This is a genomic window from Bradyrhizobium sp. 155, assembly GCF_023101105.1.
GTDB lineage: Bacteria > Pseudomonadota > Alphaproteobacteria > Rhizobiales > Xanthobacteraceae > Bradyrhizobium > Bradyrhizobium canariense_D.
In genome coordinates this window covers 7,739,091-7,764,623 of the sequence record NZ_CP064704.1, presented here as the reverse complement: position 1 = coordinate 7,764,623, position 25,533 = coordinate 7,739,091, and the positions used below count along the sequence as shown (strand labels likewise).

The following is a 25,533-nucleotide window of genomic DNA, read 5'->3' as shown; positions in this document are numbered from 1 at the left end:
CTGCCGCTCATTGCCTCACTTGACGGCGGTCTTTTCGAACTGCCGCAGCATCGTGTTGCCGCGCTCGACGGCGGCATCGAGCGCCTGCTTGGCGGTCTTCTTGCCGGCCAGCGCTTGCTCAATCTCTTCCGACCAGACGTCACGCAGCTGCACCATGTTGCCGAGGCGCAGACCGCGCGAATTCTCGGTCGGCTCCTTGTTGGTCAGCTCGAGCAGCGGGGTCTCGAGATAGGGCTGATCCTTGTAGAAGCCTTCTTCCTTCGCCTTGGCGTAGGCCGCCTTGGTGATCGGCAGGTAGCCGGAGGCCTTGTGGATGTAGACCTGGCGATCGGTGTCGGAGAGGAAGGTCAGGAATTTCGCGACGCCCTTGTATTCCTCGGCCGACTTGCCGCCCATCACCCACAGCGAAGCGCCGCCGATGATCGAGTTCTGCGGTGCGCCCTTGACGTCGGGATAATACGGCATCGGCACGGCGGTGAAGTTGAACTTGGCCTGCGCCTTGACGTTGCCGAAGAAGGCCGACGAGGTCAGGTAGATCGGGCACTCGCCCGAAGTGAAGCGGCCTTCGCCGGTGTTGGTGCGGCCGGCGTAGTCATAGGTCTTGGTCTTCTGCAGCTCGACCAGGGTTTCGAGATGCTTGACCTGAAGCGGTCCGTTGAACTCGAGCACGGTGTCGAAGCCGTCGAGGCCGTTGGCCTTGCTGGCGAGCGGCACGTTGTGCCACGCCGAGAGCTGCTCGAGATTGACCCAGGTGATCCAGGAGCCCGAGAAGCCGCAGGTGTCATGACCGGCAGCCTTCAGCTTCTTGGCGGCCTCGAACGTTTCGGGCCAGGTCTTCGGGATCTCTACGTTCGCCTTCTTCAGCTCGTCGAGGTTCACCCACATCACGGTCGAGGACGAGTTGAAAGGGAAGGACAGCATCTCGCCCTTCGACGTCGAATAATAACCGGTGATGGCGGGCAGGTAGATCTTGGGGTCGAACTTCTCGCCGGCGTCGGCCATCAGCTTGTAGACGGGCTTCACGGCGCCGGTCGCGGCCATCATGGTCGCGGTGCCGACTTCGAACACCTGCATGATGTGCGGGGCGTTGCCGGCGCGGAACGCCGCGATGCCGGCGTTCATCGTATCGGGATAGTTGCCCTTGTAGGTCGGGATCACCTTGTAGTCGCTCTGCGACGCGTTGAAGTCGGTGGCGAGCTTGACGATGACGTCGTTGTTGGCGCCGGTCATCGCGTGCCACCACTGGATTTCGGTCACGGCCAAGGCCGGCGAGGCCGATAGTCCAACCGTGAGTGCAATAGCGGCAGCCGCTCCAAAATGTCGAAGAGCCATCAAGTAAACCTCCCTTGGGCCGTCAAAAATGATCGCTTGCGCTAGCAGCGCCATATGACGTTCACATGACTGTGTAAGCGGCCGAAACGAAAGCGGCAAGCGCTGGAAAAGGGAAGCCGTCAAATAGGCGAATGCCGCGCGCGCAGCGTCCTCCGTTCGCGGTGCACAGAGCGCCCGCACCGCACTGCGGCATTGCCGTGGGATGTGGAAGGCGAGGGCGCTAGCGCTTGCGCTCGGGGCCGCAGACAGTGCCCTGCTCGACCATCGCGTCGATCTCGGACCTGGAGTAGCCGAATTCGCCCAGGACCTCGGCGGCGTGCTCGCTGAATTTCGGCGGCAGGCGCCGCAGGCTCGGCTTGCTGCGGTCGAGCCGGATCGGCGACGCCACGCCCTTGTACCAATCCTTCTCGATAATATCGCCGCGCGCGATCGTGTGCGGGTTGGTCAATGCCTGGTCGATCTTCTGCACGGGGCCGGCGGGCAGGCCCGCGGCGAGCAGGCGATTGCACAGCGGCTCGGCCTCGTGCTGGCTGAACACGGCGGCAAGCTCGGCCCGCAGCGCCTCGCGATTGCCGATGCGATCCTTGTTGCGCGCAAAGCGCGGATCGGTGCCGAGCTCGGGCTTGCCGATCTCCTTGGCGAGCTTGCGGAAGGTGCCGTCATTGCCGACGCCGATGAAGATGTCGTCGGTCTTGGTCGGGAAGATCGCATAGGGCACGAGGTTGGGATGCTCGTTGCCGGTGAGCGACGGCGGCTTGCCATGCATGAAATAATTCGCGGTGTGCGGATGCATGATGGCGAGACCGGTCTCGTACAGCGTGGTCTCCAGGAACTGGCCCTGGCCCGAGCGCTGCCGCTCCGACAGCGCCATCAAGATGCCGATCGCCGCATAGAGGCCGGTGCCGATGTCGACCAGCGGCACGCCGATCCGCATCGGTCCGCTCTCGGGCGAGCCGGTCGCCGCGATCATGCCGGTCATGGCCTGGATGATGGCGTCATAGCCGGGATTGCCGCCGCGCGGGCCGTCGGCGCCGAAGCCGCAGATCCGGCAATGCACGAGGCGCGGAAATTTCTCGCGTAACACCTCGTTGCCGATGCCCCATTTCTCCAGCGTGCCCGGCTTGAAGTTCTCGATCAGGACGTCGGCGCTCTCCAGCATCTTGAGCAGCACGGTCCGGCCGCCCTCGGAGGCGAGGTCGAGGCCGATCGAGCGCTTGTTGCGGTTGATGCCGATGAAATAGGCCGCGTCTTCCTCGTGGAAGGGAGGGCCCCAGTCGCGTACCTCGTCGCCTGCGGGCGGCTCGACCTTGATCACGTCGGCGCCATGGTCGGCGAGGATCTGGGTGCAATAGGGGCCGCCGAGCACGCGCGTCAGATCGATGACGCGCAGGCCGCTCATTGCACCCATGGCAGCTCCAGAACTGGCGGCTTCAGTCATGCCTTCGCGTCCCCTGTGTCGGTATTGATCACAGGCCTAACGAGGTTCGTCCGAGCCGGCAATGGCTTCGCGCGTAGGGCGTCATGCAGGCCGCTCGCCGCAATCCCGCGGGATGGCAAATCAAGGGAGGCGGCCGGCCCGAGGGGTATCTCGGGCCAGCCGCTTCAGCTAACCGATCAGACGACCGTCAGACGGACGTCGACATTGCCGCGCGTCGCGTTGGAATACGGGCACACCTGGTGCGCCTTCTCGACCAGCGCCTCGGCTTCCGCGCGGGCGAGGCCCGGCAGCGAGACGGCAAGGTCGATGTCGAGACCGAAGCCGCCGGCCGCGCGCGGGCCGATGCCGACGGTCGAGGTCACGGAGGCGTCGGCCGGAACCTTGGGGCCGCCCTGCGAGGACACGAACTTCATCGCGCCGATGAAGCAGGCGGCATAGCCCGCAGCAAACAGCTGCTCGGGATTGTTGCCGGCGCCGCCTCCGCCGCCGAGCTCCTTCGGCGTGGTGAGCTTGACGTCGAGCGCGCCGTCGAGGGTCGCGGCATGGCCGTCGCGGCCGCCGGTGGCCTTTGCGCTGGTCTTGTAGAGGACGTTCACTGACATTTTTGTCTCCCTGTGTTTTCGGGGTGGGGGCGCCATCTTTATCGCAGGCAATTAGATTGCGCGCAATTGAAATTATAGCGTCTCACATTTAATTGTTCGCAATTGAATGTAGCGACGGCCGGCCCCAGAATGGAGCAAGTCCTGTGAGATTCTCGATGCCCCGGAAACATTCGGCAGCGGACGCGCCGCTGCGCCTCGACAACCAGATCTGCTTCGCGGTCTATTCCGCCGCGCATGCGTTCAACCGCGTCTACAAGCCGCTGCTGGACCGGCTCGGCCTGACCTATCCGCAATATCTGGTGATGCTGGTGCTGTGGGAGCGCGACGACGTGCCGGTCAAGAGCATCGGCGAAAAGCTGCACCTGGATTCGGGCACGCTGACACCGCTGCTCAAGCGGCTCGAGGCGGCCCACCTCGTCAAGCGCACGCGCTCGAGCGAGGACGAGCGTCAGGTGCTGATCGCGTTGACGCCGCAGGGCCAGGCCTTGAAGGACAAGGCGCGGGCCGTGCCGCAATCGATTCTGGCGGCATCGGACTGCTCGGTCTCGGAGCTTGTCGCGATGAAGGACGAGATTGTGGCGTTGCGCGATCGGTTGAATGCGGTGATCGGGGAGTAGGGTTAGAGGTGCGCTCTTAGGACAGCCGCTTCTTTGTGAAGGCTCGGCCGGAGTGAGACTTCAGGTAGGCTTCAAAAGCGAGCGCTTTGTGCTTGTCAGGGAAGGCGCAGTACCAGATCAGCTTCCAAGGCTTGAACTTGGCAGTGTGGGTGGATTTGCCAGCATTGTGCTCTGGAAACCGGCGCTTCAGATCTTCCGTAGCCCCAACGTATTCCTGCTCGGGAAATTCGATGCTGCGGAGGATGTAGACGTACCACATTGACGATTATCGCCCGGGCAGCCGCTGCGTGGGAGTCTCACCAGTCCGTCTTCGCCCTTCGGGCTTCGCCGGACACCACGCTTCGCCCTTCGAGCTCCGCGCGGCTGCGCCACGCGTAGCCCGAAGGGCGAAGCGTGGTGGAGCCAGGCGGGATCGAACCGCCGACCTCTTGCATGCCATGCAAGCGCTCTCCCAGCTGAGCTATGGCCCCTTAACCGTCCGACGCGCCTTGGGCGACGCGTCGGGAAAGACCCAGAACCACAGTTCTGGAATTATCTCAAGTCTCTTCGTCACCGCCGACATCACCAATGATGTCGGTGACGTCCTCATCGCCTTCTTCGTCGTCGGCGATAAAGGTCGAATCATCGTCGTCATCGTCCTCGATAGTTTCATCGACTTCGATGTCGTCCTCGGATTCGGGCACGACGGCCTTGACCTTGCCGGTGTTCTCCTCGGCATCGGCCTCCTCGAGCGAGACCTCCTCGACCTCCGCCGGCTCTGGCGTGGCGTCGGCGGCAGCGGCTGCGTGACGGGCTTCGGCACCGCGGGGTGCGCGAGCCGGCGCGATGGGCGCGATCGGCACGACTTCACCGGTATAGGGCGAGATCACCGGATTCTTGTTGAGGTCATAGAACTTTTTGCCCGTGGTCGGGCAAATACGTTTAGTTCCGAGTTCGGACTTGGCCACGGCAGAGGAATCCTGGAAATGTCTGAAAAGCGGTGCTTCACTTGGCTAGTTGGCGGCCCGCTGTCAATAGCGCATTGCGGGAGAACGACATGCCCGTGACGGCGGGGAGACCATGTGGTACCTGCCCCGCGAGTCCCACAGGGACGTTTCGGGCCTACCCAAGGACACAAACTTGACCGATTCCGACAAGCCGACGCCGCTCCAGTCGCGCGCCAGCGGTCCCCTGACCGGGAAAGTAAGGGTGCCCGGAGACAAGTCGATCTCCCACCGTGCCCTCATCCTCGGCGCGCTCGCGGTCGGAGAGACGCGGATTTCGGGCCTCCTGGAGGGCGAGGACGTCCTTAACACCGCCAAATCCATGCAGGCGCTCGGCGCCGGGGTCGAGCGTACCGGAGATTTCGCCTGGAAGGTGAACGGCGTGGGTGTCGCAGGCTTCGCGGAGCCCAAAGCGCCGCTGGATTTCGGCAACTCCGGCACCGGCTGCCGGCTCGTCATGGGCGCCGTCGCCGGCTGTCCGATCTCCGCGGTTTTCGACGGCGATGCCTCACTGCGCAGCCGGCCCATGCGCCGGATCCTGGATCCCCTGGAAAAGATGGGCGCGAAGGTCGTCTCCGGCGGCGCGGGCGGCCGTCTGCCGCTGACCGTCCAGGGTGCGCGCGATCCGCTGCCGATCACCTACAAGACGCCTGTGGCCTCGGCCCAGATCAAATCCGCCGTGCTGCTCGCGGGCCTGGCCGCGCCGGGCGCCACGACCGTCATCGAGACCGAGGCCAGTCGCGACCACACCGAACTGATGCTCAAGCATTTCGGCGCCGAGATCACCTCAGTGCAAGAAGGTCAGCACGGCCGCCGTATCACGCTCGTGGGGCAGCCGGAGCTGCATGGCGCCAATGTCGTCGTGCCCGCCGATCCCTCGTCGGCGGCGTTCCCTATCGTTGCTGCGCTGATCGTCGAAGGCTCCGAAATCGTCCTGTCCGACGTCATGACCAATCCGCTGCGCACCGGTCTTTTCACCACGCTGCGCGAAATGGGTGCCTCGATCGAGGAAAGCGAAGTTCGTGGCGACGCTGGCGAGCCGATGGCAAAGCTGCGGGTACGCGCCTCGAAATTGCGCGGTGTCGAGGTGCCGCCGGAGCGTGCACCGTCGATGATCGACGAATATCTGGTGCTGGCGGTGGCGGCCGCCTTTGCCGAGGGCACGACCATCATGCGCGGCCTCCAGGAGCTGCGCGTGAAGGAATCCGACCGTTTGGAGGCCACCGCCGCCATGCTCCGCGTCAACGGTGTCAAGGTCGAGGTCTGCGGCGACGATTTGATCGTCGAAGGCCGCGGCCACGTTCCCGGCGGCGGCGTGGCGGCCACCCACATGGATCATCGCATCGCGATGTCCGCGCTGGTGATGGGCTGCGCCTCCGATCAGCCGGTAACCGTCGATGACACCGCCTTCATCGCCACCAGTTTTCCGGATTTCATCCCGATGATGCGTTCGCTTGGGGCCGATTTTTCATGATCATTGCCATCGACGGGCCCGCGGCGTCGGGCAAGGGCACCCTCGGCAAGCGCCTTGCCCACCATTACGGCTACCGTCACCTTGATACCGGCGTAATCTATCGCGCGGTGGCCTATTCCCTGATGCAGTCCGGTCATGATCTCCGGGACGAGGCGGCGGCGGTCGCTGCGGCGCTGGAACTCGATCCCGAAAAGTTCGGCAATCCCGCCCTGAAGACCCAGAAGGCCGGCGAGGGCGCCTCGATCGTCTCGGCGATCCCCAAGGTGCGCGAGGCCCTCATCAACTTTCAGCGGCAATTCGCCGCCGATCCGCCCGGCGCCGTGCTCGATGGGCGCGATATTGGAACCGTGATCTGCCCCCATGCCGACGTGAAGATCTTCGTCGTCGCCGACCCCAAGGTCCGTGCCCGCCGCCGGACCATGGAGGCCAAGGCGCGGGGCGAGGAGGCGGACGAGGCGGCCGTGCTCGCCGATATCATCCAGCGCGACGAGCGCGACAAGAACCGGGCGATCGCCCCCCTGAAGCCGGCTCCGGATGCTTACTTGCTAGATAACTCCCAACTGGATATAGAAGGCGGCGTCCGGGCCGCCATCGACATTATCGAGGCCGTCCGAGCGGGCCGGTCGCGGGGTTAAGCCGCTGCCGTCATTGGAGGAAGCGCCCGCTCCCGCTCTTTGAGGTCGATACTCTCGGTCCCTGCTCGGGGCCGACGCGATCCAGGTTCCGGACAAAAGATTTCCACGTATCGAACGCGCGGGCCTCAGCCGGCCCGCTTCCGCTGTTCCGCCCTCCAGGTCGGAGCAGCGAGCGGTCGCTCGAAGGTTCTGCGGACCTTCCGACACTGCGCGTACGGTGCGCCCAAGAACCCAACGGCCGGCATGACATCCGCAACTGGAGAACAAATGGCTTCGACTTCTGCTGATACCTATAGCCCGTCGCGCGACGATTTCGCCGCGATGCTCGACGAGTCCTTCGCAGGCGGCAACCTGCAGGAAAGCTCAGTCATCAAGGGCAAGGTTGTTGCAATCGAAAAGGACATGGCCGTCATCGACGTCGGCCTGAAGACGGAGGGCCGCGTTGCCCTGCGCGAATTTTCCGGCCCCGGCCGTGACAGCGAGCTCAAGGTCGGCGACGAGGTGGAAGTGTTCCTCGATCGGATCGAGAACGCCCTCGGCGAAGCCGTGCTGTCGCGTGACAAGGCGCGCCGCGAAGAGAGCTGGGGCAAGCTCGAGAAGGCCTTCCAGAACAACGAGAAGGTCAACGGCGTCATCTTCAACCAGGTCAAGGGCGGCTTCACCGTCGACCTCGACGGTGCCGTGGCCTTCCTGCCGCGTTCGCAGGTCGACATCCGTCCGATCCGCGACGTTGCGCCGCTGATGAACAACTCGCAGCCGTTCCAGATCCTCAAGATGGACCGCCGCCGCGGCAACATCGTCGTGTCCCGCCGCACGGTTCTCGAAGAGACCCGCGCCGAGCAGCGTCAGGAGCTGGTGCAGAACCTCGAAGAGGGTCAGGTCATCGACGGCGTGGTCAAGAACATCACCGATTACGGTGCGTTCGTTGATCTCGGCGGCATCGACGGTCTGCTGCACGTCACCGACATCGCGTGGCGCCGCGTCAACCACCCGACCGAGGTGCTCTCGATCGGCCAGACCGTGAAGGTCAAGATCATCAAGATCAACCACGAGACGCACCGCATCTCGCTGGGCATGAAGCAGCTGTTGGACGATCCGTGGCAGGGCATCGAAGCCAAGTACCCGCTGGGTGCCCGCTTCACCGGTCGCGTCACCAACATCACCGACTACGGCGCGTTCGTCGAGCTCGAGCCGGGCATCGAAGGCCTGATCCACGTCTCCGAGATGTCGTGGACCAAGAAGAACATGCACCCCGGCAAGATCGTTTCGACCTCGCAGGAAGTCGAAGTGCAGGTGCTGGAAGTCGATTCCGTCAAGCGCCGCATCTCGCTCGGCCTCAAGCAGACCATGCGCAACCCGTGGGAGGTCTTCGTCGAAGGTCACCCGACCGGTTCGACGGTCGAGGGCGAGGTCAAGAACAAGACCGAATTCGGTTTGTTCCTGGGCCTCGAGGGCGACGTCGACGGCATGGTCCATCTCTCCGACCTCGACTGGAAGCAGCCGGGCGAGCAGGTGATCGACAACTACAAGAAGGGCGACATGGTGAAGGCCCTGGTGCTCGATGTGGACGTCGAGAAGGAGCGCATTTCTCTTGGAATCAAACAGCTTGAAGGCGACCCCTTCGCCGAGCCGGGCGATGTCAAGAAGGGCGCGGTCGTGACCTGCGAAGTGATCGAAGTGAAGGAGAGCGGCATCGAGGTGAAGATCACCGGTACCGACTTCACCACGTTCGTGAAGCGCTCGGAGCTCGCTCGTGACCGCAACGATCAGCGCGCCGAACGCTTCGCCGTCGGCGAGAAGGTCGATGCCCGCGTGATCCAGTTCGACAAGAAGGCCCGCAAGGTCCAGGTGTCGATCAAGGCGCTCGAAGTCGCCGAAGAGAAGGAAGCCATCGCGCAGTACGGCTCTTCCGATTCGGGAGCAACGCTCGGCGACATCCTCGGCACCGCGCTCAAGAACCGCGACACCAAGTAAGCGAAACGCAGGTTTCACTGCATCAAAGCCCCGGCGCGAGCCGGGGCTTTTTTGTAGTGAGGTCGTCGCCCGGATGGGGCGAAGTGAAATCCGGGAAAGCCTCTCCGTGAGGCGAGAACCCCGGATTACGCTTGCGCTCCATCCGGGCTACGCGGCAGCCGGCCTTGTTTTCTTCTAATTGCGCCGCAATTGATGTATCCAGATAAGCCAATGGCGACGCTGCGACGGCACAACGCGCCTGGCCTTTCATTTGGAGATATTGAGATGTCACTCGATTCGGACATCATCGTCGATCGCCGCAGGATCCGCCGCAAGCTGACGTTCTGGCGCGTATTGGCCGCGCTGATCGCGATCGCGGCGATCGCAGGCTTCGCGCTGGTCGCGACGCCTGGTGCGCGCGGCACGTTCGCGTCCGCCGGCTCGATCGCGCGGGTCCAGATCGAGGGCCTGATCCGCAGCGATTCCGATCGCACCCAGGCGCTCGAGCGGCTGGAGAATTCGCAGGCCGCCGCCGTCATCGTTCACATCAATTCGCCGGGCGGCACCACCGCCGGCTCCGAGCAGCTCTATGATTCGCTTGTACGGTTGAAGGCAAAGAAGCCGCTCGTTGTCGTCGTCGAAGGCCTCGCCGCCTCCGGCGGCTACATCACCGCGATCGCCAGCGATCACATCATCGCCCAGCAGAGCTCGCTGGTCGGCTCGATCGGCGTGCTGTTCCAGTTTCCGAACGTCTCGGAGCTGTTGAAGACCGTCGGCGTCAAGGTCGAGGAGGTAAAGTCCACGCCGCTGAAGGCCGCGCCCAACGGTTTCGAGCCAACCAGCCCTGAGGCACGGGCGGCGCTCGATGCGTTGGTGAAGGATTCCTATGCCTGGTTCAAGGGATTGGTGAAGGAACGGCGTGGCATGGATGACACGCAGCTCGAGAAAGTGGTTGATGGCCGTGTCTTCACCGGACGCCAGGCCATCGATCTCAAGCTGATCGATCAGATCGGCGACGAGAAGACCGCCGTGACCTGGCTGGTCGAGCAGAAGGGCGTCAAGAAGGGGCTCTCCGTGCGCGATTACAAGCTGCAGCCGCGCTTCAGCGATCTGCCGTTCCTCAAGACGGCGGCCGCAGTAACGCTGGAAGCACTGGGTTTAGGCTCGATTGCGCATCAAATCGGACAAACCGGCGTCGCACAGGCGGTCGATCGGCTCGGAATGGATGGAATGCTCGCCTTGTGGCAGCCGGCGGCGTCGAACTGACCGGAACCGGGCGAGCCACAGAGGTTTTTCCCGTTCGGCGCGTGTAGGTCCAGCCCGCTTTTTCGGCATTTGTCACGTGTTTTCACGACGCTCAACCCTCATTTAGCGTCTTGACAGATCACGGTATTTTCACGGAAATGGTCGTCCGCACGCTCCCGGGTCCTATCTCTCGATGATCAAATCCGAACTTGTTCAGCGTATCGCCGAGCACAACCCGCATCTGTACCAGCGGGATGTCGAGAACATTGTGAATGCGATTCTCGAAGAGATCGTAGCGGCTCTCGCGCGCGGTGATCGCGTCGAGTTGCGCGGCTTCGGTGCCTTCTCGGTCAAGCATCGCCCTGCGCGCGCAGGGCGCAATCCGCGCACCGGCGCCCATGTGCCTGTCGATCAGAAGAGCGTTCCGTTCTTCAAGACCGGCAAGGAAATGCGCGAACGGCTGAATCGCGACCATCCGGATCCAGGCGCGCCAGACTGAGGTCCACCTCAGGGTTTCCCGCGGTCGCCAGTGATGCGGCCGCAACCTTGATTCAAGGCGAGCGAGCCGAGATGCGAAAATTCCTGAGCGCGCTGGTCGTGATTCCGCTGGGCCTGGTCCTGATGGTCTTTGCCGTCGCCAACCGGCATTTCGTCACGGTCTCGTTCGATCCCTTCGTTTCCAACGACCCGTCATTCTCGGCAACGCTGCCGCTGTTCCTGCTCCTGATCGTGGTGGCTGCGCTCGGGGTCCTCGTGGGCGGGTGTGCCGTCTGGTTCGGCCAGCGGCACTGGCGGCGTGCGGCGCGCCGGCATGACGCGGATGCCCGGGCCGCGCGAGGCGAGCTGGCTGATCTGCGGGCCCAGTCTGCCGCAGCAAGGCCTGAGTCCCAGCGCCTCCCCGTTCCCTCCGGTGTGGGGCTTTACGGGCCCGTCGGGCGAGACAAGCAGCGCGCGACGTTGTAGAAGCGGCCGCAACCGAAAAGCCCGTTTTCCGGCCGCGGACCCGCGGCCCTCCATTTGCTTTGAGCCCATATCCGTCGAGAACATGTCCTTGCTCGTCAAAATCTGCGGCCTGTCCACGCCCGAGACGCTCGAAACGGCGCTCGAGGCGGGTGCCGACATGGTGGGCTTTGTGTTCTTCCCGCCGTCGCCGCGGCATTTGTCGCTGGAAGCCGGCCGGGAGCTCGGCCGGCAGGTGAAGCGGCGCGCGCTCAAGGTCGCGCTCACCGTCGATGCCGACGATGCCACGCTCGACAACATCATGGACGCGCTGTCGCCGGACATTTTCCAGCTTCATGGCACGGAGAGCGTGGCCCGGCTGCGCGACATCAGGCAACGGGTCGGTCGTCCGGTGATGAAGGTCGTGCCGGTCGCAACGTCAGCGGATCTCGCCGTGCTGCCCGGTTACGCCGAGATAGCCGAACGCATCCTGTTCGATGCGCGCGCACCGAAGGACGCAACGCGGCCAGGCGGCCTCGGCGCACCATTCGATTGGCATCTGCTCGGAAACCTGGAGCTCGCGTTGCCGTATATGGTCTCGGGCGGCCTCAGCGCCGACAACGTCGCCGAAGCCGTTCGCGTCACCCGGGCCGGTGGCGTCGACGTCTCCTCCGGTGTCGAGAGCGCCCCGGGCGTGAAGGACCCCGAGATGATCAAGGCCTTCATTCGCGCCGCGCGCGCAAGCCAAGATGCAAGTCAAGAGTTGAGCGTCCGATGAATGTTGCAAAACCCAATTCCTATCGCAGCGGCCCCGACGAGCGCGGCCATTTCGGCATTTTCGGCGGACGCTTCGTTGCCGAAACCCTGATGCCGCTGATCCTCGATCTGGAGAAAGCCTACACCGAGGCCAAGGTCGACCCGGCCTTCCAGATCGAGATGAACGGCTATCTCAAGAATTATGTCGGCCGGCCCTCGCCGCTCTATTTCGCCGAGCGTCTGACCGAGCATCTGGGCGGCGCCAAGATCTACCTCAAGCGCGAAGAGCTCAACCACACCGGCTCGCACAAGGTGAACAACGTGCTCGGCCAGATCATGCTGGCGCGACGCATGGGCAAGAAGCGCATCATCGCCGAGACCGGCGCCGGCCAGCACGGTGTCGCCACCGCGACGCTGTGTGCGCGCTTCGGCCTGGAATGCATCGTCTATATGGGCGCCGTCGACGTCGAGCGGCAGCAGCCCAACGTCATCCGCATGGAGATGTTGGGCGCAACGGTCATTCCAGTGCAGTCGGGCACGCGCACGCTGAAGGATGCCATGAACGAGGCGCTGCGCGACTGGGTCACCAACGTGCACAACACCTTCTACTGCATCGGCACGGTCGCGGGTCCGCATCCCTATCCGACGCTGGTCCGCGACTTCCAGTCGATCATCGGCAACGAGACCAAGGTGCAGATGCAGGAGATCGAAGGCCGCCTGCCGGATTCGCTGGTCGCCTGTATCGGCGGCGGCTCCAACGCGATGGGCCTGTTTCATCCGTTCCTCGACGATTCCACCGTCGAGATCTTCGGCGTCGAAGCTGCGGGCCACGGGCTGACGCAACTGCATGCGGCGTCGATCGCGGGCGGTCGTCCCGGCGTGCTGCACGGCAACCGCACCTATCTCCTGATGGACGCCGACGGCCAGATCCAGGACGCGCATTCGATCTCCGCCGGGCTCGACTATCCCGGCATCGGCCCCGAGCACTCCTGGCTGCACGAGATCGGCCGCGTGAACTATCTCTCCGCGACCGACGACGAGGCCCTCGCAGCGTTCCAGTTGCTGTCAAAGCTGGAAGGCATCATCCCCGCGCTCGAGCCGGCACATGCCATCGCCAAAGTGATGGAGCTCGCGCCGAAGCGGACCAAAGATCACCTGATGGTCGTCAACCTCTCCGGCCGCGGCGACAAGGACGTCCCGCAGGTCGGCGACATCCTGAGGGGCAAGAGCAAGTGACCACGCGTATCGACACCCGTTTCGCCGAGCTGAAGAAAGCCGGCCGCTCGGCCTTCGTGACTTATGTGATGGCCGGCGATCCCGATCTCACGACGTCGCTCAATATCGTCAAGGCGTTGCCCAAGGCAGGCGCCGACGTGATCGAACTCGGTATTCCCTTCACCGATCCGATGGCGGATGGTCCCTCGATTCAGGCTGCCGGTCTGCGCGCGCTCAAGAACGGCATGACGTTGAAGAAGACGCTGGAACTGGTGCGTGATTTCCGCAAGGACGACAACGTCACGCCGCTGGTGCTGATGGGCTATTACAATCCGATCTACATCTACGGCGTCGACAAGTTTTTGGTTGATGCCAAGACGGCCGGGGTCGACGGCCTGATCATCGTCGATCTGCCACCCGAGGAAGACGAGGAGCTCTGCATTCCCGCGCTGAAGGCGGGCCTGAACTTCATTCGCCTGGCGACCCCGACCACCGACGACAAGCGCCTGCCCGCGGTGCTCGCGAACACGTCAGGCTTTGTCTACTATGTCTCTATCGCCGGCATCACCGGCGCAGCGGCGGCGGACGCCAATGCCGTTGGCGACGCGGTCGCGCGCATCAAGCGGCATACCAAGCTCCCGATATGCGTCGGTTTCGGCATCCGCACGCCGGAGGCGGCGCGCGCCATTGCCGAAAAGGCCAATGGCTCGGTAGTCGGCACCGCGCTGGTCGATGCGCTCAAGAACAGCCTCGATGCGGAAGGGCGCGCGACGGCCAAAACCGTCAACGCCGTCGCCGAGCTGACGGCGGCACTGGCCCAGGGCGTCAAGGGCGCGCAACAGGCGGCGGAATAGGCCTTAATTCCGCTGCCAAGTCCGACGAGCAAGGCGGACGATACGGCGGCTTGCCGGGCCGGGTCCCGGCCGCCATATATCCCTTCAGGTGGTCCCCAGGCGGGATCGCACATCGGAGCAAACCATGAACTGGCTTACCAATGTGGTCCGGCCGAAGATCCGCAACATGCTGCGGCGGGAGACGCCGGAGAATCTGTGGATCAAGTGCCCGGATTCCGGACAGCTCGTGTTCTACAAGGACGTCGAGGCCAACCAGTTCGTCATCCCCGGCTCGAACTATCATATGCGCATGAATGCGGTGGCGCGTCTGAAGTCGATTTTCGACAATGAGACCTGGTACGACGTCGCGCTGCCTGACGTCACGCCCGATCCGCTCAAGTTCCGTGACGAGAAGAAGTACGTCGATCGCATCAAGGATGCCCGCGCGCGGACCAATCTGAACGACGCGATCAAGGTCGGCTACGGCAAGCTCGAAGGTGCCGCCGTCGTCGTCGCGGTGCAGGATTTCGACTTCATGGGCGGCTCGCTCGGCATGGCCGCGGGCGAAGCCATCGTGCGCGGGCTCGAGCTCGCGGTCGAGAAGAAGTCACCCTTCATCGTGTTCGCCGCCAGTGGTGGCGCGCGCATGCAGGAAGGCATCTTGTCGCTGATGCAGATGCCGCGCACCACGGTCGCGGTGCAGATGCTGCGTGAAGCAAAACAGCCCTACATCGTCGTGCTGACCAACCCGACCACCGGCGGCGTCACTGCGTCCTATGCGATGCTCGGCGACGTGCAGATTGCCGAGCCCGGTGCGCTGATCGGTTTTGCCGGCGCGCGCGTGATCGAGCAGACCATCCGCGAAAAACTCCCCGAGGGGTTTCAGCGCGCCGAATACCTCAAGGAGCACGGCATGATCGACATGGTCGTGCATCGCCACGAATTGCGCCCGACCCTGGCGCGGCTCTGCCGACTGTTGACCAGGGCGCCGGCGCTTGAGACCGCGTCAAAGCCGGTGCAGCCGGTCGTCAGTCCGGCGCAGATTGTATCGGCTCCCGAAACGGCGCCGGCCGCGCCGCACGCGTGAACGCTTCCTCCGACCGCGCAAAGCCGCCGCTCGACGAATTGATCGGGCGGCTGTCGGCCCTGCACCAGAAACGCATCGATCTCGGGCTGGAGCGGATGCACCGCCTGTTCGAGCGGCTCGGTCATCCCGAGCGCAAGCTGCCGCCGGTGATCCACATCGCCGGTACCAACGGCAAGGGCTCGACGCTCGCTTATCTGCGCGCGACGCTGGAGGCAGCTAACCTGCGCGTCCACGCTTACACTTCACCCTATCTCGTTCGCATCAACGAATGCTTCCGGCTCGGCCGCGTCGGGGGCGGCGTGCTGGTCGGCGACGACGAGTTGCGCGCGGCACTGGAAGAGGTCGAGCGTGTCAATGCCGGCGAGCCGGCCACCGTGTTCGAGCTCAAGACGGCGGCTGCATTTCATCTGTTCGCGCGGAACCCGGCCGATGTGGTTCTGCTGGAGGTCGGCCTTGGCGGTCGGCTTGATTCAACCAATGTGGTTGACGCGCCGGCGGCCTGCGTGATCACGCCTGTCAGCATGGACCACATGGATTTCCTCGGTGACACCTTGACGTCGATCGCGGGCGAAAAGGCTGGGATCATCAAGCGTGGCGTGCCCGTGGTTTGCGCCGAGCAGCCGGCTGAGGCGATGGCCGTGATCGAGGCGCAGGCCAGGCGCATGCGCGCGCCGTTGTTTGCCGCGGGCGAGAGCTGGCATGTCAATGTCGAGAACGGGCGGCTGGTTTATTCCGATGAGCGCGGCTTGATGGATCTCACAGCGCCGCGCCTGTTCGGCCGGCACCAGTTCGACAATGCCGGTCTCGCCATCGCGACGTTGCGGGCCACCAACGCCTTCAAGATCAACCAGGCGGCGTTCGAGGCGGGGATCGTCGGTGCGGAATGGCCGGCGCGGATGCAGCGCATCGCTTCGGGCGAGCTGCTCGCTCTCGGCCCGCAGGGCTCGGAGATCTGGCTCGACGGCGGCCACAATGCGGAAGGCGGCCGCGTCGCGGCGGCCGCGCTCGGCGATCTCGAAGAGCGGGTGTCGCGGCCGCTGGTCGTGATCGTGGGCATGATGGCCAACAAGGACGCGAAAGGCTTTCTCGCCAATTTCGCCGGTCTGACCCGTCACATCATCGCAGTGCCGATTCCCGACACCGACAACGCGATGCCGGTCGACCGCCTTACGGATGCCGCCCGCAGCCTCGGCATGCGCGTCGAGCCCGCGCCCGGCGTGGAGGCCGCACTGCGCGCCTTGGCGAAGCTCGCCTACGAAGTGCCGCCGCGCATTCTGATCACCGGCTCGCTCTATCTCGCCGGCCACGTGCTCGCCATCAACGGCACGCCTCCTGTATAGTCTTCGCTCCATCCGAGCTACGGGAAGACCCATGCGTTTTGCCGCGATTGCCGACGTCCACGGAAATTACCTGGCGCTGGAAGCTGTGCTCGCCGACATCCGCGCGCAAGGCGTCTCCGAGATCGTCAATCTCGGCGACATGCTGAGCGGCCCGCTCGATGCGCGCCGGACCATCGAAATCCTGATGCAGCTCGATGCCGTGCACGTGCTCGGCAATCATGACCGCTATCTGCTCGACCGTCCGCCCGAGAAGATGGGCTCGTGGGATCGCCCGGCCCATGCCGCGCTCAATGCCGCGCAACTCGACTGGCTGCGCGCGCAGCCGATGACGCGCGTCTTTCGCGATCAGGTGTTCCTCTGCCACGCGACGCCCGACAATGACGAAGTCTATTGGCTCGATACCGTGCATCCCGACGGCGCGGTGGCGCTGTCGCCGCTCGATCGCATCGAGAAATTTGCGCAAGGCATCACGCAATCGCTGATCCTGTGCGCCCACACCCATCTCGCCCGTGCCGTGCGACTTCGCGACGGAAGGCTGATCGTCAATCCCGGCAGCGTGGGCGGCCCGGGCTTCCGTGACAAGCATCCGTTCCCGCATGTCGTCGAGGCCGGCACGCCGCACGCGCGCTATGCGATCCTTGAGCTAACCGATGGTGCCTGGCAGGTCACGTTCCGCCATGTGGTCTATGATCACGAGGCGATGGCCACGCTCGCTCGCCGCAACGGCCAGCCGGAGTTGGCGAACGCGCTGGCGACGGGATGGCTTGCCTAGCGGCTACGGCTACGGCTGTTTTAGCAGCTTCATCGGATCCACCGCCTTCTGCTTCAGCTGCTCGAAGCTGCATTGCCGCGGGGCCTTGTCGAGGCGCCAGCGCAGGATCGAGGTGCCGTGGCGAAAGCGGTCGCCGCTGAAATGGTCATAGCAGACCTCGATCACCAGCTTCGGCTTGAGCGGACACCACTTCGCCGAGCGCTCGGTGGACCAGCGGCTGGGGCCGCCCGGCGCGTTGCCGGTGAAGCCGGGCTCGCCGATCAATGCCTCAAGCCGATCGGTCAGGTCAGGCTTTTCCGCCGCTTTGATCGCCGAGGTGAAGCCGACATGGTGCAGGAGACCATCGTCATCGTAAAGCCCGAGCAGCAGCGAACCGACCACGCTCCGGCCGGCGATCTTGTTGGTCGCATAGCGGAAACCGCCGACCACGCAATCGGCGCTGCGGAATTTCTTGATCTTCTGCATGCCGTCGCGATTTCCCGCCTGGTAGGGCAGGTCGACGCGCTTGGCGATGACGCCGTCCGAGCCGCCGCCGGATTGCGCCAGCCACTTTTTCGCAAGGGCGTAGCTCGTCGTCGCCGGTGAGAGGCGGAAGATGCTGCTTTTCAGATTCGCCTTGGCAAACGCTTCCAGCGCCGGTCGCCGCTCCCTCAGCGGTTGCCCGGCAAGCTGCTTCTCCCTGGCCGTCGCAAGCAGATCGAAGGCGAGATAGAGCGCCGGCGTCTCCTCCGAGAGTTTCTTCACGCGGCTCGCCGCAGGGTGAATGCGTTGCAGCAGCGCGTCGAAGGAAAACCCCTTGCCGTGCGGCACGACGATCTCGCCGTCGAGGGTGAAGCGATCCGCCTTCAGCTTCAGCGCCGCGGCGACGATCTCGGGGAAATAACGCGCAAGGTCTTCACCGGATTTCGAGCGCAGATCAATGCTGCCGCCGTTGCGCGAGAGCAGGCAACGAAAGCCATCCCATTTCGGCTCGTATTGCCACTCCTTGCCGCGCGGGATCGCGTCGACCGAGCGCGCCTCCATCGCCACGAGGGGGTCCGACTTTCGCGCGCGTTTTGCGGGAGGAGGAGGCAACAGGCGGGACTCATCATACGCTGGACATGTCCCATCAACGCGAAACGGCCGACTTTCGCCGGCCGTTTCCAAAAATAATCTTGCGCGCGGCGGATCAGACCGCGGAAGTGATCCACTGCTGCAGCTTCGCCTTCGGCGCCGCGCCGACCTGGCGGGAGGCCATCTCGCCGCCCTTGAAGATCATCAGGGTCGGGATCGACATCACGCCATATTTCGACGCGGTCTTCGGGCTCTCGTCGACGTTGAGCTTCACGATCTTGACCTTGTCGCCCATCGCGCCGGCGATCTCGTCGAGCGCGGGTGCGATCATGCGGCAGGGGCCGCACCATTCGGCCCAGAAATCGACGACCACGGGGCCGTTTGCCTTGAGCACTTCGGCTTCGAAATCGGTGTCAGAAACCTTACCAACGGCCATGGGAGTACCTCGTACCTGAGAGAACGGCGCGACGGGAATCGCGCCAAGATCATGGCGTCAACCTATGAATGGCTCCTTGCCGGGTCAAGGACGCTCACACCGAGATGAAGAGATGCCAGCGCCGCGTCCAGCGCGGGAGCCGAAATCTCCATATATTCAAGGGCCTCGGTCCAAAGCAGGACGGCGCGGACAGGCTTTTGGGGATAAAGCCGCGATAGCACCGCCCGATAGAGCGCAAGCTGCCGGACATAGGCGGCGGGCGCCGCATCGGCGCTCCTGGGAGCCGCCTGATTGGTCTTGAAATCGACGATCAGGACCTCATCCGGCCGAACGACCAACCGGTCGATCTGCCCCGACACCAGCGCCCGGGCGTGGCCCGGCCGTTCCAGCCGGCCGACGATCGCGACCTCCGCCCGGCTGCCGGCCGCAAACACGGGCGCAAACCGTGGCTCGGCGATCAAGCCGAGCACCTTGTCGGCCAGCGCGGTCCGGTCGGCCTCCGCCCAATCCGCCGCGTTGCGCGCCATGAAGCCGAGCGCGGCCTCGCGTCGGCGCTCAGTGGCGATGTCGGGGAGCGATTGCAATAGCCGGTGCACCAGCGTGCCGCGTTGCAGCGCGAGCGCGCGGGACTGCACTGATTCGCCCGACTGCACGGCGCGGCCGTCCCCGGACGGCTGGCCGGAGGGGCGCACCGGATCGTCGTCGATGGTGTCGCGCGGTGCCGGCGTCCGCAGCCAGTCCGGGAGCGCGGTCGCCTGGTCCAACGAGGCCGCGGGCGTGCCCAGCGCCACGACATCCTCCGGTCGGGAGAAGCGCGTCGCCTTTCCCAGCGGCGTCTCGATCGTCTCTTTCGTCAGGCCCGAGCCGGCGAGCCCGGTGTCGACCAGATCGTACCAGCTCAGCTTGCGAACCGTCTTCATGTTGCCGGGCATGCAGCCGCCGACGATGAGCCGGTCGGCGGCGCGCGTCATCGCGACGTAGAGCAGGCGGCGATATTCGTCCTCGGTCTCCTCGAGCATCGCCTTGCGCGCCTCGACGACGGGTTTGGGATCATCCGCCTTGCGTCCGGCCCAGACCACCACCTCGCCGCCATTGCCGCGCGGGACATGGATCAGCCGCAGCCGCTGCGAATCCGCTGGCGACGATGTAGTGTCGACCATGAACACGACCGAGGCCTCCAGGCCCTTGGCGCCGTGCACGGTCATCACCCGCACCTCATCGCGGGAGATCTCCATGTCGCGCTTCACCTCGGTATCGGCCGAGCGCAGCCAGGCCATGAAACCCTGCAGCGAGGCGGGCGCCTTGCGCTCGTAGTTCAGCGCCAGCTCCAGGAACTCATCGAGCGCGTCATTGGCCTCATGACCGAGCCGGCGCAGCATGCGCGCGCGTCCGCCGTCTCCCCCGAGCAACCAGGCGTAAAAGGCGAACGGCGTCTCCTCGCGCGCCCGCGTTTCGCAGGCTTCGAGGCCTCGCAACGCCGCAGCGAATGTCTCGCTTGTCGTGGCATGCTCGCCAAGCGCGCGGCGCAGCGATCCCTTGCGGTCATGGGCCAGCTGGAACACATCGTCGTCATCGAGCCCGAACAGCGGGCTCTTCAGCGCGACCGCGAGCGCGAGATCGTCCTGCGGCAGCAGCAGCGCATCGGCAAGGTTCATCAGGTCGATGATTCCGATGTGCTCGGTGAGCTTGAGCCGATCGGCGCCCGCGACCGGAACGTTGGCATGCTTCAGCGCCTGGATCACGGCATCGAACGCATTGCCGCGCCGGCGCACCAGGATCAGCATGTCGCCATAGCGCAAGGGACGCCGCTCGCCTTCGTGCCCGGTCAGCGTGCCGCTCTCGACCAGCCGCTTGATCTCGGTTTGGATCCGGCGCGCGAGCTTCACCTCGGGGCTGGTGGCGGCGACGCCGTCGAACGGCGCGCGCCAGCCCTCGATTTCCTGCCTGTCGTCGGCTTCCGCAAGGTCCCACAGCTCGATCACGCTGGGGCCGGCATCGCCGAGTGCATTGTGCAGGGGATGACCGGTCTCGAGCGAATGGATGCTCTTGTAGATCGCGGGCTCGCGGAAGACGTGGTCGACCGAATGCAGGATCGCGGCGCCGGAGCGGAACGAATAGGTGAAGGCGACCGGATCGAATTTCAGTCCGGCCGCCGTGAACTTGCGGTGCAGTTCGCGCCGGCGTGCATCGAATTCCCGGGGCTGGGCGCCCTGGAACGAGAAGATCGACTGCTTCTCGTCGCCGACAGCGAAGACGGTGCGGTTCAGGCCCTCGCGCGCACCTTCGCCGGCGGTGAACTCCGAGATGATGTGCGCGACGATGTCCCACTGCCGCGGACTTGTGTCCTGGGCTTCGTCGATCAGCACGTGATCGACGCCGCGGTCGAGCTTGTAATGCACCCAGCCCGAGGAAACGCGATCGAGCATCGCCAGCGTCTTGTCGATGAGGTCGTCATAGTCAAGCAGCCCGCGCTCCTGCTTCTCGCGGCGGTAGTTTGCGGCAGCCGCGGTCGCGATATGCAGCAGGGCCGCGGTGCGGTCGCGCATGGTCACCGCACGGCGCGTCTCGACCAATCCGGCGACGCGCTGCGCCTCGTTCTCGAACAGGCGGGCGACGGACGGGTTGTGATCGCAAAACTTCTTGGTCAGCACCGCCTTGCGCGGCAGCTTTTCGTCGGTGAGGAAAACGCTGAGATAGGCATCGACCTGCGCGGCGCCGGAAAAGACCTTTGCCTCGCGAAGCCGGCAGGCCTGGTCGTTGTCGGACTTGCTGCCGTCCTCCAGCGCAAAGGCGATCTCGTTCCAGCGCGATCGCGGCAGGAACGGACCGTCGACAATCTCCGTCTCGACGTCCTCGATGCGATCGTTCGCGTCCACCCCCAGCGCCGCTGCCATCTGCACGGCAGCCAGCTCCGCGCTGCCGGCTTCATCGGTCCAGGCCATGAAGTGATCGCGGCTCAGGCAAGCCTCGCGCACCACCTCCTTGAAGGTGACATCGGCGGCGCTCGCCATCGCGGTCAGCAGCGCGCGGCCGGTCACGCTGTCTGGGTCGCGCGCGGCCTCCAGCAGCACCTTCAGATTGGCGCGTTCCATCATGTCGGTCTGGTCGCGCTCGTCGATCACGGCGAAGCGCGCGGGGACATTGGCCTCGAACGGAAACTGCTGGAGCAAACGCGTGCACAGCGCGTGGATGGTCTGCACCTTGAGCCCGCCCGGCGTCTCCAGCGCACAGGCGAACAGCTTTCGTGCGTCGCGCCGCAATTTTGCAGTGGGATGCGGGATGCCGACCGCGCGGATCGCCGCATCGAGTGCCGTGTCGTCGAGCGTCACCCAATGCCCGAGCGTGGTGAACACGCGCTCGGCCATGTTGGCGGCAGCCGCCTTGGTGAAGGTAATGCAGAGGATCTTTTCCGGCGGCACGCCCGCGAGCAGCAGGCGGATCACGCGCTGCACCAGCACATGCGTCTTGCCCGAGCCGGCATTGGCCGACACGAAGGCCGACGCGGACGGGTCCGATGCGCGCGCTTGCCTGGCGCGCACCTCATCCGGGATGGGGCGCGGTGCCTTCACCATTCCTCGATCCCCAATCCACCGGCCGCGGACCATTCCTTGATCCGGGCGAGATCGTCATAGGCGCCGTAGCGATTGGTCCACATCGGCAGGTTCAACGAGGTATAGGGCTGGTTCTCGTCCTCGAAGGCGCGGATCAGCGCCTCGAGCTTGGCCCTGGCCTCGGCAGCCGCGGTGTCCGGCGGCTGCGGCTCGTCGCCCTGCTTGAACTTGAGTTCGAGAATGCGTTCTTCGCCCGGCGGATTGTTGCCGCTCAGGCGAACATAGACGAGCTGGCTCACGGACGCGCCGGCATCGATGTCGGGAAAACCACCCTCGCGCAGGATCGCGGCTTCCAGCGTGAGCTGCGGCGACAGGCCCATGCGGACCTGCTTGCCGGTCGGTGGCTGGCCGGTCTTGTAGTCGAGGATGGCGTAGCCGCCGCCCCGGCGCCGTTCGATGCGGTCGGCGCGCGCGGAGAGACGGAAGCTGCGCCCATGGTCGAGCGGGATCGAGATCTCGCCGCGAGTTTCCGCGGCGATCGCCTCGATCGCGTCGCGCCGCGCCGTCTCCCATTCGCCGAACCAGCGTGCGATGCGCTGGAAGCGCGGCCACCACAGCGCCCGCGCCTCGGGTCGCTCCATCAGCGGCTCAAAGTATTTTTCGCCGATCGCGCGCAGCACGCGCGCCGGATCGTCGGGCAGATCGGTGGCGTAGCGTTCCGTGAACTCTCCGAGCGCATCGTGGATCGCCGAGCCGCGGTCGGCGGCCGACAGCGGCATGTCGACGGGATCGAGCGCGTCGAGCCGCAAAATGTGTTTTGCGTAGATCGTATAGGGATCGCGCAGCCAGTCCTCGATCCCAGTCACAGACATCCTGAGCGGCCGGGTCGCGCGTGGCGGTCGCGGCTCGGGCTGCTTGATCGGCCTCACCTCGTCGGGCTGGTCCAGCGCGGCTGCGAACTGCACGTATTTCTCGCCCGCGCGAATCGCGGCCTTCCAGTGCGCATCGCCCGCGACCGCCTCCAACCGGTGCAGGAAGCGCGAGGCAACCGCCGGGGCACCGCCAGCCTTGGCGGAGTGGGTGAGGATGACCTCGTCGCCGCCCAGCAGTTGCGCAAAATCATGCGCGGAGAGGCCGATACGGCGTTCCGGCAGATCGAGGCCCAGCTGGTGCCGCATCGGCCGGCTCAGCCACGGATCGATGCGCGGCGCCGGTGGCCAGACCCCCTCGATCAGCCCGCCGACGATGATGCGGTCGGCCTGCATCAGGCGTGATTCCAGCGGTCCGTAGATCTGGAGCCGCGCGCCTGGCCTGTCCCGCCGCCGCACCGCGCGATCGCTGAACGCGGTCTGGAACACGTCTGCGTAGTCGGGCAGCGTGACCATCAGTCCGCTGGTCGTGCCGCCGCGCAGGAGATCGTCGAAGGCGCTCGCGAGCGCGAGGCCCTCGCGGTCCTCGAAGGCCACGGAAATGCCCTGCTCGTCGCGCGACAGCTCGATCATGATCTCGCGATGCCGATGCGCGAGTTCGGCGAAGTCATACGGTTTTGATGACGCAAGACTCTCGATCGGCGCCAAGGCTTGTCGTAAGGCATCGATCAGCGCCTGGATGCGATCGAGGTCTTCCGCCTTGAGACGTGCGCGCGGCTCGGCCTTATGCAGCGCGGAGACTTCGCTGCGCCACAGCTTGGCCAGCTCCTCGCGAAAGCGATTGAATTCGCGCAAGAGGCCGGCGGTGCCTGCAGGCGGGCGCGTGCCGCGCAACAAGGCGAGCTCCAGGCCTTCGATCGCAGCCTTCCATGCGCCAGGGGCCCGGCCGAGCCGGCATAGCGGATGCTTCAACATTGCGAGCAGCGTCGGCGGCTCCAGTCCCTTGGTCGCAGCCTCAGCTGTCAGTCGGGCAAAGACGCCGGCGGAGGTTTCCATCAGGACGTCGCCGCCGGAATCGTCGAATGCGAGATCCCACCGGGTCAGCGCGGCCATCACCCGCCGCGCCAGGGCGCGATCGGGCGTGACAAGTGCGGCGGATTTGTCGAGGTGCCGCGCCTCGCGCATCGCAATGGCGATGGCGAGCGCTTCCATTTCAGGGTTGGGAGCTTCGACAACCGCGAGGTTCTTCATACCGCCGGTGATCTTTAAGGCCACATCCGGCTGCTTCAACCGATCGTGCCAGATCTCGGTCTTGGCCGATGGCCGCATCGATTCGGAGGCGAGCAGATCGCGACCGCCTTCCGCCGGAGGCTTGAGGATATCGACGTCGCTGCGCTTGATGCCAAAGCGATCCAGCAGCGCGTGCATGGCATATTGCGGATGGTTCGAGACCGGATGCTCCGCGAACTTGCCGAGCGCATCGCGGACGCCGCCGATGCTGCGCCAGGCATCGTCATCGAGATCAGTGTCGAGGCCGGGCAGCACCACGGCGCCATGCGGCAGCGAAGCGACTGCGTGGAGAAATCTTGCCGTGGCCGGCATCGAGCCGGTCGAACCGGCCGCGATCACGGGGCCATGGCGATGCACGGTCAGCCGCCTGGCTTCGGCATTGATCAGGAGGTCGCGGCGGGCAGCGGGTTCGATGCGTTTGATTTCGGCGAGATGACCGGGCCAGGCGATGCGCGCGATGCGCAGGAATTCGAGCGAATGCTGCCAGTAGCGGTCGAGCATATCGGGCACGAGGCCATCGAGCGCGCTCCAGTCGACGCCGCGCGTGACCATGTCGTCGATCAGCCGCGCGAGATCGGACGCCAGTGCCAGCGTCGACGCGGGGCCGCCGACGACCAGCGGAGACAGCACCGGACCCTTGGCCCAGGCCGCGACGAGTTGCGCCAGTGTCAGCCGCCGTTCGAGCTCGCCGAGCCGCGGCGGAATGTCGAGCGGCGTTGCGCCGGAAAACTGTTCGCCCTCATCGGCGAAAGCGAGCTCATCCTCGTCGATGTCGCCGAGCGCGACGATCCGCGGCAGCACGACAGCCTCCGCCTTCATCTCGTCGAGGAAGATCTCGCGGACGACGCGCATGGCGCGCCGTGTCGGCAGGTACAGCGTGGCATCCGCCAGCCGTGCCGGCTCCTTGCGTGCCTCAAAGCCCTCGACCAGCCGGCCGTCGAGCAAGCCTGAGACGACGGTGCGCAGGAACGGAACTGAGATGGGAACGCTGAAAACGCGCATGAGCTGCCTGATTCGGGAATCAGGCGCCAATATAGGGAGGCGGAGTCAAATGGTCATGGGCGGAGGTGGGATAGTCCCCGCTGTTTGCCGGACCAGAACAGGTGCCGTAGG

Annotated in this window: 22 protein-coding genes and 1 tRNA gene; 13 read left to right on the top strand and 10 right to left on the bottom strand. The window is 65.1% G+C overall.

Features of this window, described 5'->3' with window-relative positions:
* Positions 1 to 15: 15 nt before the first annotated feature.
* The 3 genes from ugpB to IVA93_RS36745 form a co-directional block, all read right to left on the bottom strand.
* Positions 16 to 1,332 carry a sn-glycerol-3-phosphate ABC transporter substrate-binding protein UgpB gene (gene ugpB, locus IVA93_RS36755; RefSeq protein WP_026233019.1) on the bottom strand — a complete coding sequence of 439 codons (1,317 nt, stop codon included), beginning with the start codon at positions 1,330 to 1,332 and terminating at the stop codon, positions 16 to 18.
* Between the two features lie 220 nt (positions 1,333 to 1,552).
* Positions 1,553 to 2,770, bottom strand: a complete 1,218-nt coding sequence (locus tag IVA93_RS36750) for a CaiB/BaiF CoA transferase family protein (RefSeq protein WP_026233020.1) — start codon at positions 2,768 to 2,770, stop codon at positions 1,553 to 1,555.
* A 176-nt stretch (positions 2,771 to 2,946) separates the two neighbouring features.
* Positions 2,947 to 3,372, bottom strand: a complete 426-nt coding sequence (locus IVA93_RS36745) for an organic hydroperoxide resistance protein (RefSeq protein ID WP_007598424.1) — start codon at positions 3,370 to 3,372, stop codon at positions 2,947 to 2,949.
* 155 nt (positions 3,373 to 3,527) lie between these two features.
* Here IVA93_RS36745 and IVA93_RS36740 point away from each other — a divergent pair, with 155 nt between their 5' ends.
* Positions 3,528 to 3,989, top strand: coding sequence for a MarR family winged helix-turn-helix transcriptional regulator (locus IVA93_RS36740; RefSeq protein WP_018455754.1), 462 nt, complete (start codon positions 3,528 to 3,530; stop codon positions 3,987 to 3,989).
* Between the two features lie 16 nt (positions 3,990 to 4,005).
* On the opposite strand, the gene IVA93_RS36735 is transcribed toward IVA93_RS36740, so the two are convergent.
* The 3 genes from IVA93_RS36735 to IVA93_RS36725 all read right to left on the bottom strand — a co-directional run bounded on the left by IVA93_RS36735 (position 4,006) and on the right by IVA93_RS36725 (position 4,936).
* Complete coding sequence (locus IVA93_RS36735) at positions 4,006 to 4,248, bottom strand: GIY-YIG nuclease family protein (protein WP_018455755.1); 243 nt, start codon at positions 4,246 to 4,248, stop codon at positions 4,006 to 4,008.
* A 135-nt stretch (positions 4,249 to 4,383) separates the two neighbouring features.
* A tRNA-Ala gene (locus IVA93_RS36730) sits at positions 4,384 to 4,459 on the bottom strand.
* A gap of 66 nt (positions 4,460 to 4,525) precedes the next feature.
* Entirely contained in the window at positions 4,526 to 4,936 is a 411-nt protein-coding gene (locus IVA93_RS36725; protein ID WP_007598417.1) for a TIGR02300 family protein, read from the bottom strand.
* Between the two features lie 112 nt (positions 4,937 to 5,048).
* Between IVA93_RS36725 and aroA the strand changes: the two genes are divergently transcribed.
* From aroA to IVA93_RS36665, 12 genes are all read left to right on the top strand, one after another.
* Complete coding sequence (aroA, locus tag IVA93_RS36720; protein ID WP_524536854.1) at positions 5,049 to 6,446, top strand: 3-phosphoshikimate 1-carboxyvinyltransferase; 1,398 nt, start codon at positions 5,049 to 5,051, stop codon at positions 6,444 to 6,446.
* Positions 6,443 to 7,081, top strand: a complete 639-nt coding sequence (gene cmk, locus IVA93_RS36715; RefSeq protein WP_018455758.1) for a (d)CMP kinase — start codon at positions 6,443 to 6,445, stop codon at positions 7,079 to 7,081. Before aroA ends, cmk begins: the two co-directional genes overlap by 4 nt.
* 267 nt (positions 7,082 to 7,348) lie before the next feature.
* The gene (rpsA, locus tag IVA93_RS36710; protein WP_018455759.1) at positions 7,349 to 9,055 is read left to right on the top strand and encodes a 30S ribosomal protein S1; all 1,707 of its coding nucleotides are present in this window, start codon (positions 7,349 to 7,351) and stop codon (positions 9,053 to 9,055) included.
* Between the two features lie 264 nt (positions 9,056 to 9,319).
* Positions 9,320 to 10,300, top strand: coding sequence for a signal peptide peptidase SppA (gene sppA, locus IVA93_RS36705; protein ID WP_018455760.1), 981 nt, complete (start codon positions 9,320 to 9,322; stop codon positions 10,298 to 10,300).
* 172 nt (positions 10,301 to 10,472) lie between these two features.
* A complete protein-coding gene (locus IVA93_RS36700) occupies positions 10,473 to 10,778 on the top strand; it encodes an integration host factor subunit beta (RefSeq protein ID WP_007598410.1) in 306 nt (101 codons plus the stop codon).
* Between the two features lie 71 nt (positions 10,779 to 10,849).
* The gene (locus tag IVA93_RS36695; RefSeq protein WP_204513028.1) at positions 10,850 to 11,242 is read left to right on the top strand and encodes a lipopolysaccharide assembly protein LapA domain-containing protein; all 393 of its coding nucleotides are present in this window, start codon (positions 10,850 to 10,852) and stop codon (positions 11,240 to 11,242) included.
* A gap of 82 nt (positions 11,243 to 11,324) precedes the next feature.
* On the top strand, positions 11,325 to 11,996 hold the full coding sequence (locus IVA93_RS36690) for a phosphoribosylanthranilate isomerase (protein WP_018455762.1): 672 nt from the start codon (positions 11,325 to 11,327) through the stop codon (positions 11,994 to 11,996).
* Entirely contained in the window at positions 11,993 to 13,210 is a 1,218-nt protein-coding gene (gene trpB / locus IVA93_RS36685) for a tryptophan synthase subunit beta (protein ID WP_018455763.1), read from the top strand. The genes IVA93_RS36690 and trpB overlap by 4 nt, the downstream gene beginning before the upstream one ends.
* A complete protein-coding gene (gene trpA, locus IVA93_RS36680) occupies positions 13,207 to 14,043 on the top strand; it encodes a tryptophan synthase subunit alpha (RefSeq protein WP_018455764.1) in 837 nt (278 codons plus the stop codon). The genes trpB and trpA overlap by 4 nt, the downstream gene beginning before the upstream one ends.
* Before the next feature lie 124 nt (positions 14,044 to 14,167).
* Positions 14,168 to 15,109: an acetyl-CoA carboxylase, carboxyltransferase subunit beta gene (accD, locus tag IVA93_RS36675; protein WP_018455765.1), complete on the top strand. Its 942-nt coding sequence runs from the start codon at positions 14,168 to 14,170 to the stop codon at positions 15,107 to 15,109.
* A complete protein-coding gene (locus IVA93_RS36670; protein WP_204513029.1) occupies positions 15,106 to 16,449 on the top strand; it encodes a bifunctional folylpolyglutamate synthase/dihydrofolate synthase in 1,344 nt (447 codons plus the stop codon). The genes accD and IVA93_RS36670 overlap by 4 nt, the downstream gene beginning before the upstream one ends.
* Before the next feature lie 31 nt (positions 16,450 to 16,480).
* Positions 16,481 to 17,221, top strand: a complete 741-nt coding sequence (locus tag IVA93_RS36665; protein WP_083926409.1) for a metallophosphoesterase family protein — start codon at positions 16,481 to 16,483, stop codon at positions 17,219 to 17,221.
* Between the two features lie 9 nt (positions 17,222 to 17,230).
* On the opposite strand, the gene IVA93_RS36660 is transcribed toward IVA93_RS36665, so the two are convergent.
* The 4 genes from IVA93_RS36660 to addB form a co-directional block, all read right to left on the bottom strand.
* A complete protein-coding gene (locus IVA93_RS36660) occupies positions 17,231 to 18,244 on the bottom strand; it encodes an ATP-dependent DNA ligase (protein WP_018455767.1) in 1,014 nt (337 codons plus the stop codon).
* 145 nt (positions 18,245 to 18,389) lie between these two features.
* Entirely contained in the window at positions 18,390 to 18,710 is a 321-nt protein-coding gene (gene trxA / locus IVA93_RS36655; RefSeq protein WP_007598398.1) for a thioredoxin, read from the bottom strand.
* Between the two features lie 62 nt (positions 18,711 to 18,772).
* Complete coding sequence (gene addA / locus IVA93_RS36650; RefSeq protein WP_247789589.1) at positions 18,773 to 22,282, bottom strand: double-strand break repair helicase AddA; 3,510 nt, start codon at positions 22,280 to 22,282, stop codon at positions 18,773 to 18,775.
* Entirely contained in the window at positions 22,276 to 25,422 is a 3,147-nt protein-coding gene (addB, locus tag IVA93_RS36645; RefSeq protein ID WP_247295872.1) for a double-strand break repair protein AddB, read from the bottom strand. The genes addA and addB overlap by 7 nt, the downstream gene beginning before the upstream one ends.
* Between the last annotated feature and the right edge of the window lie 111 nt (positions 25,423 to 25,533).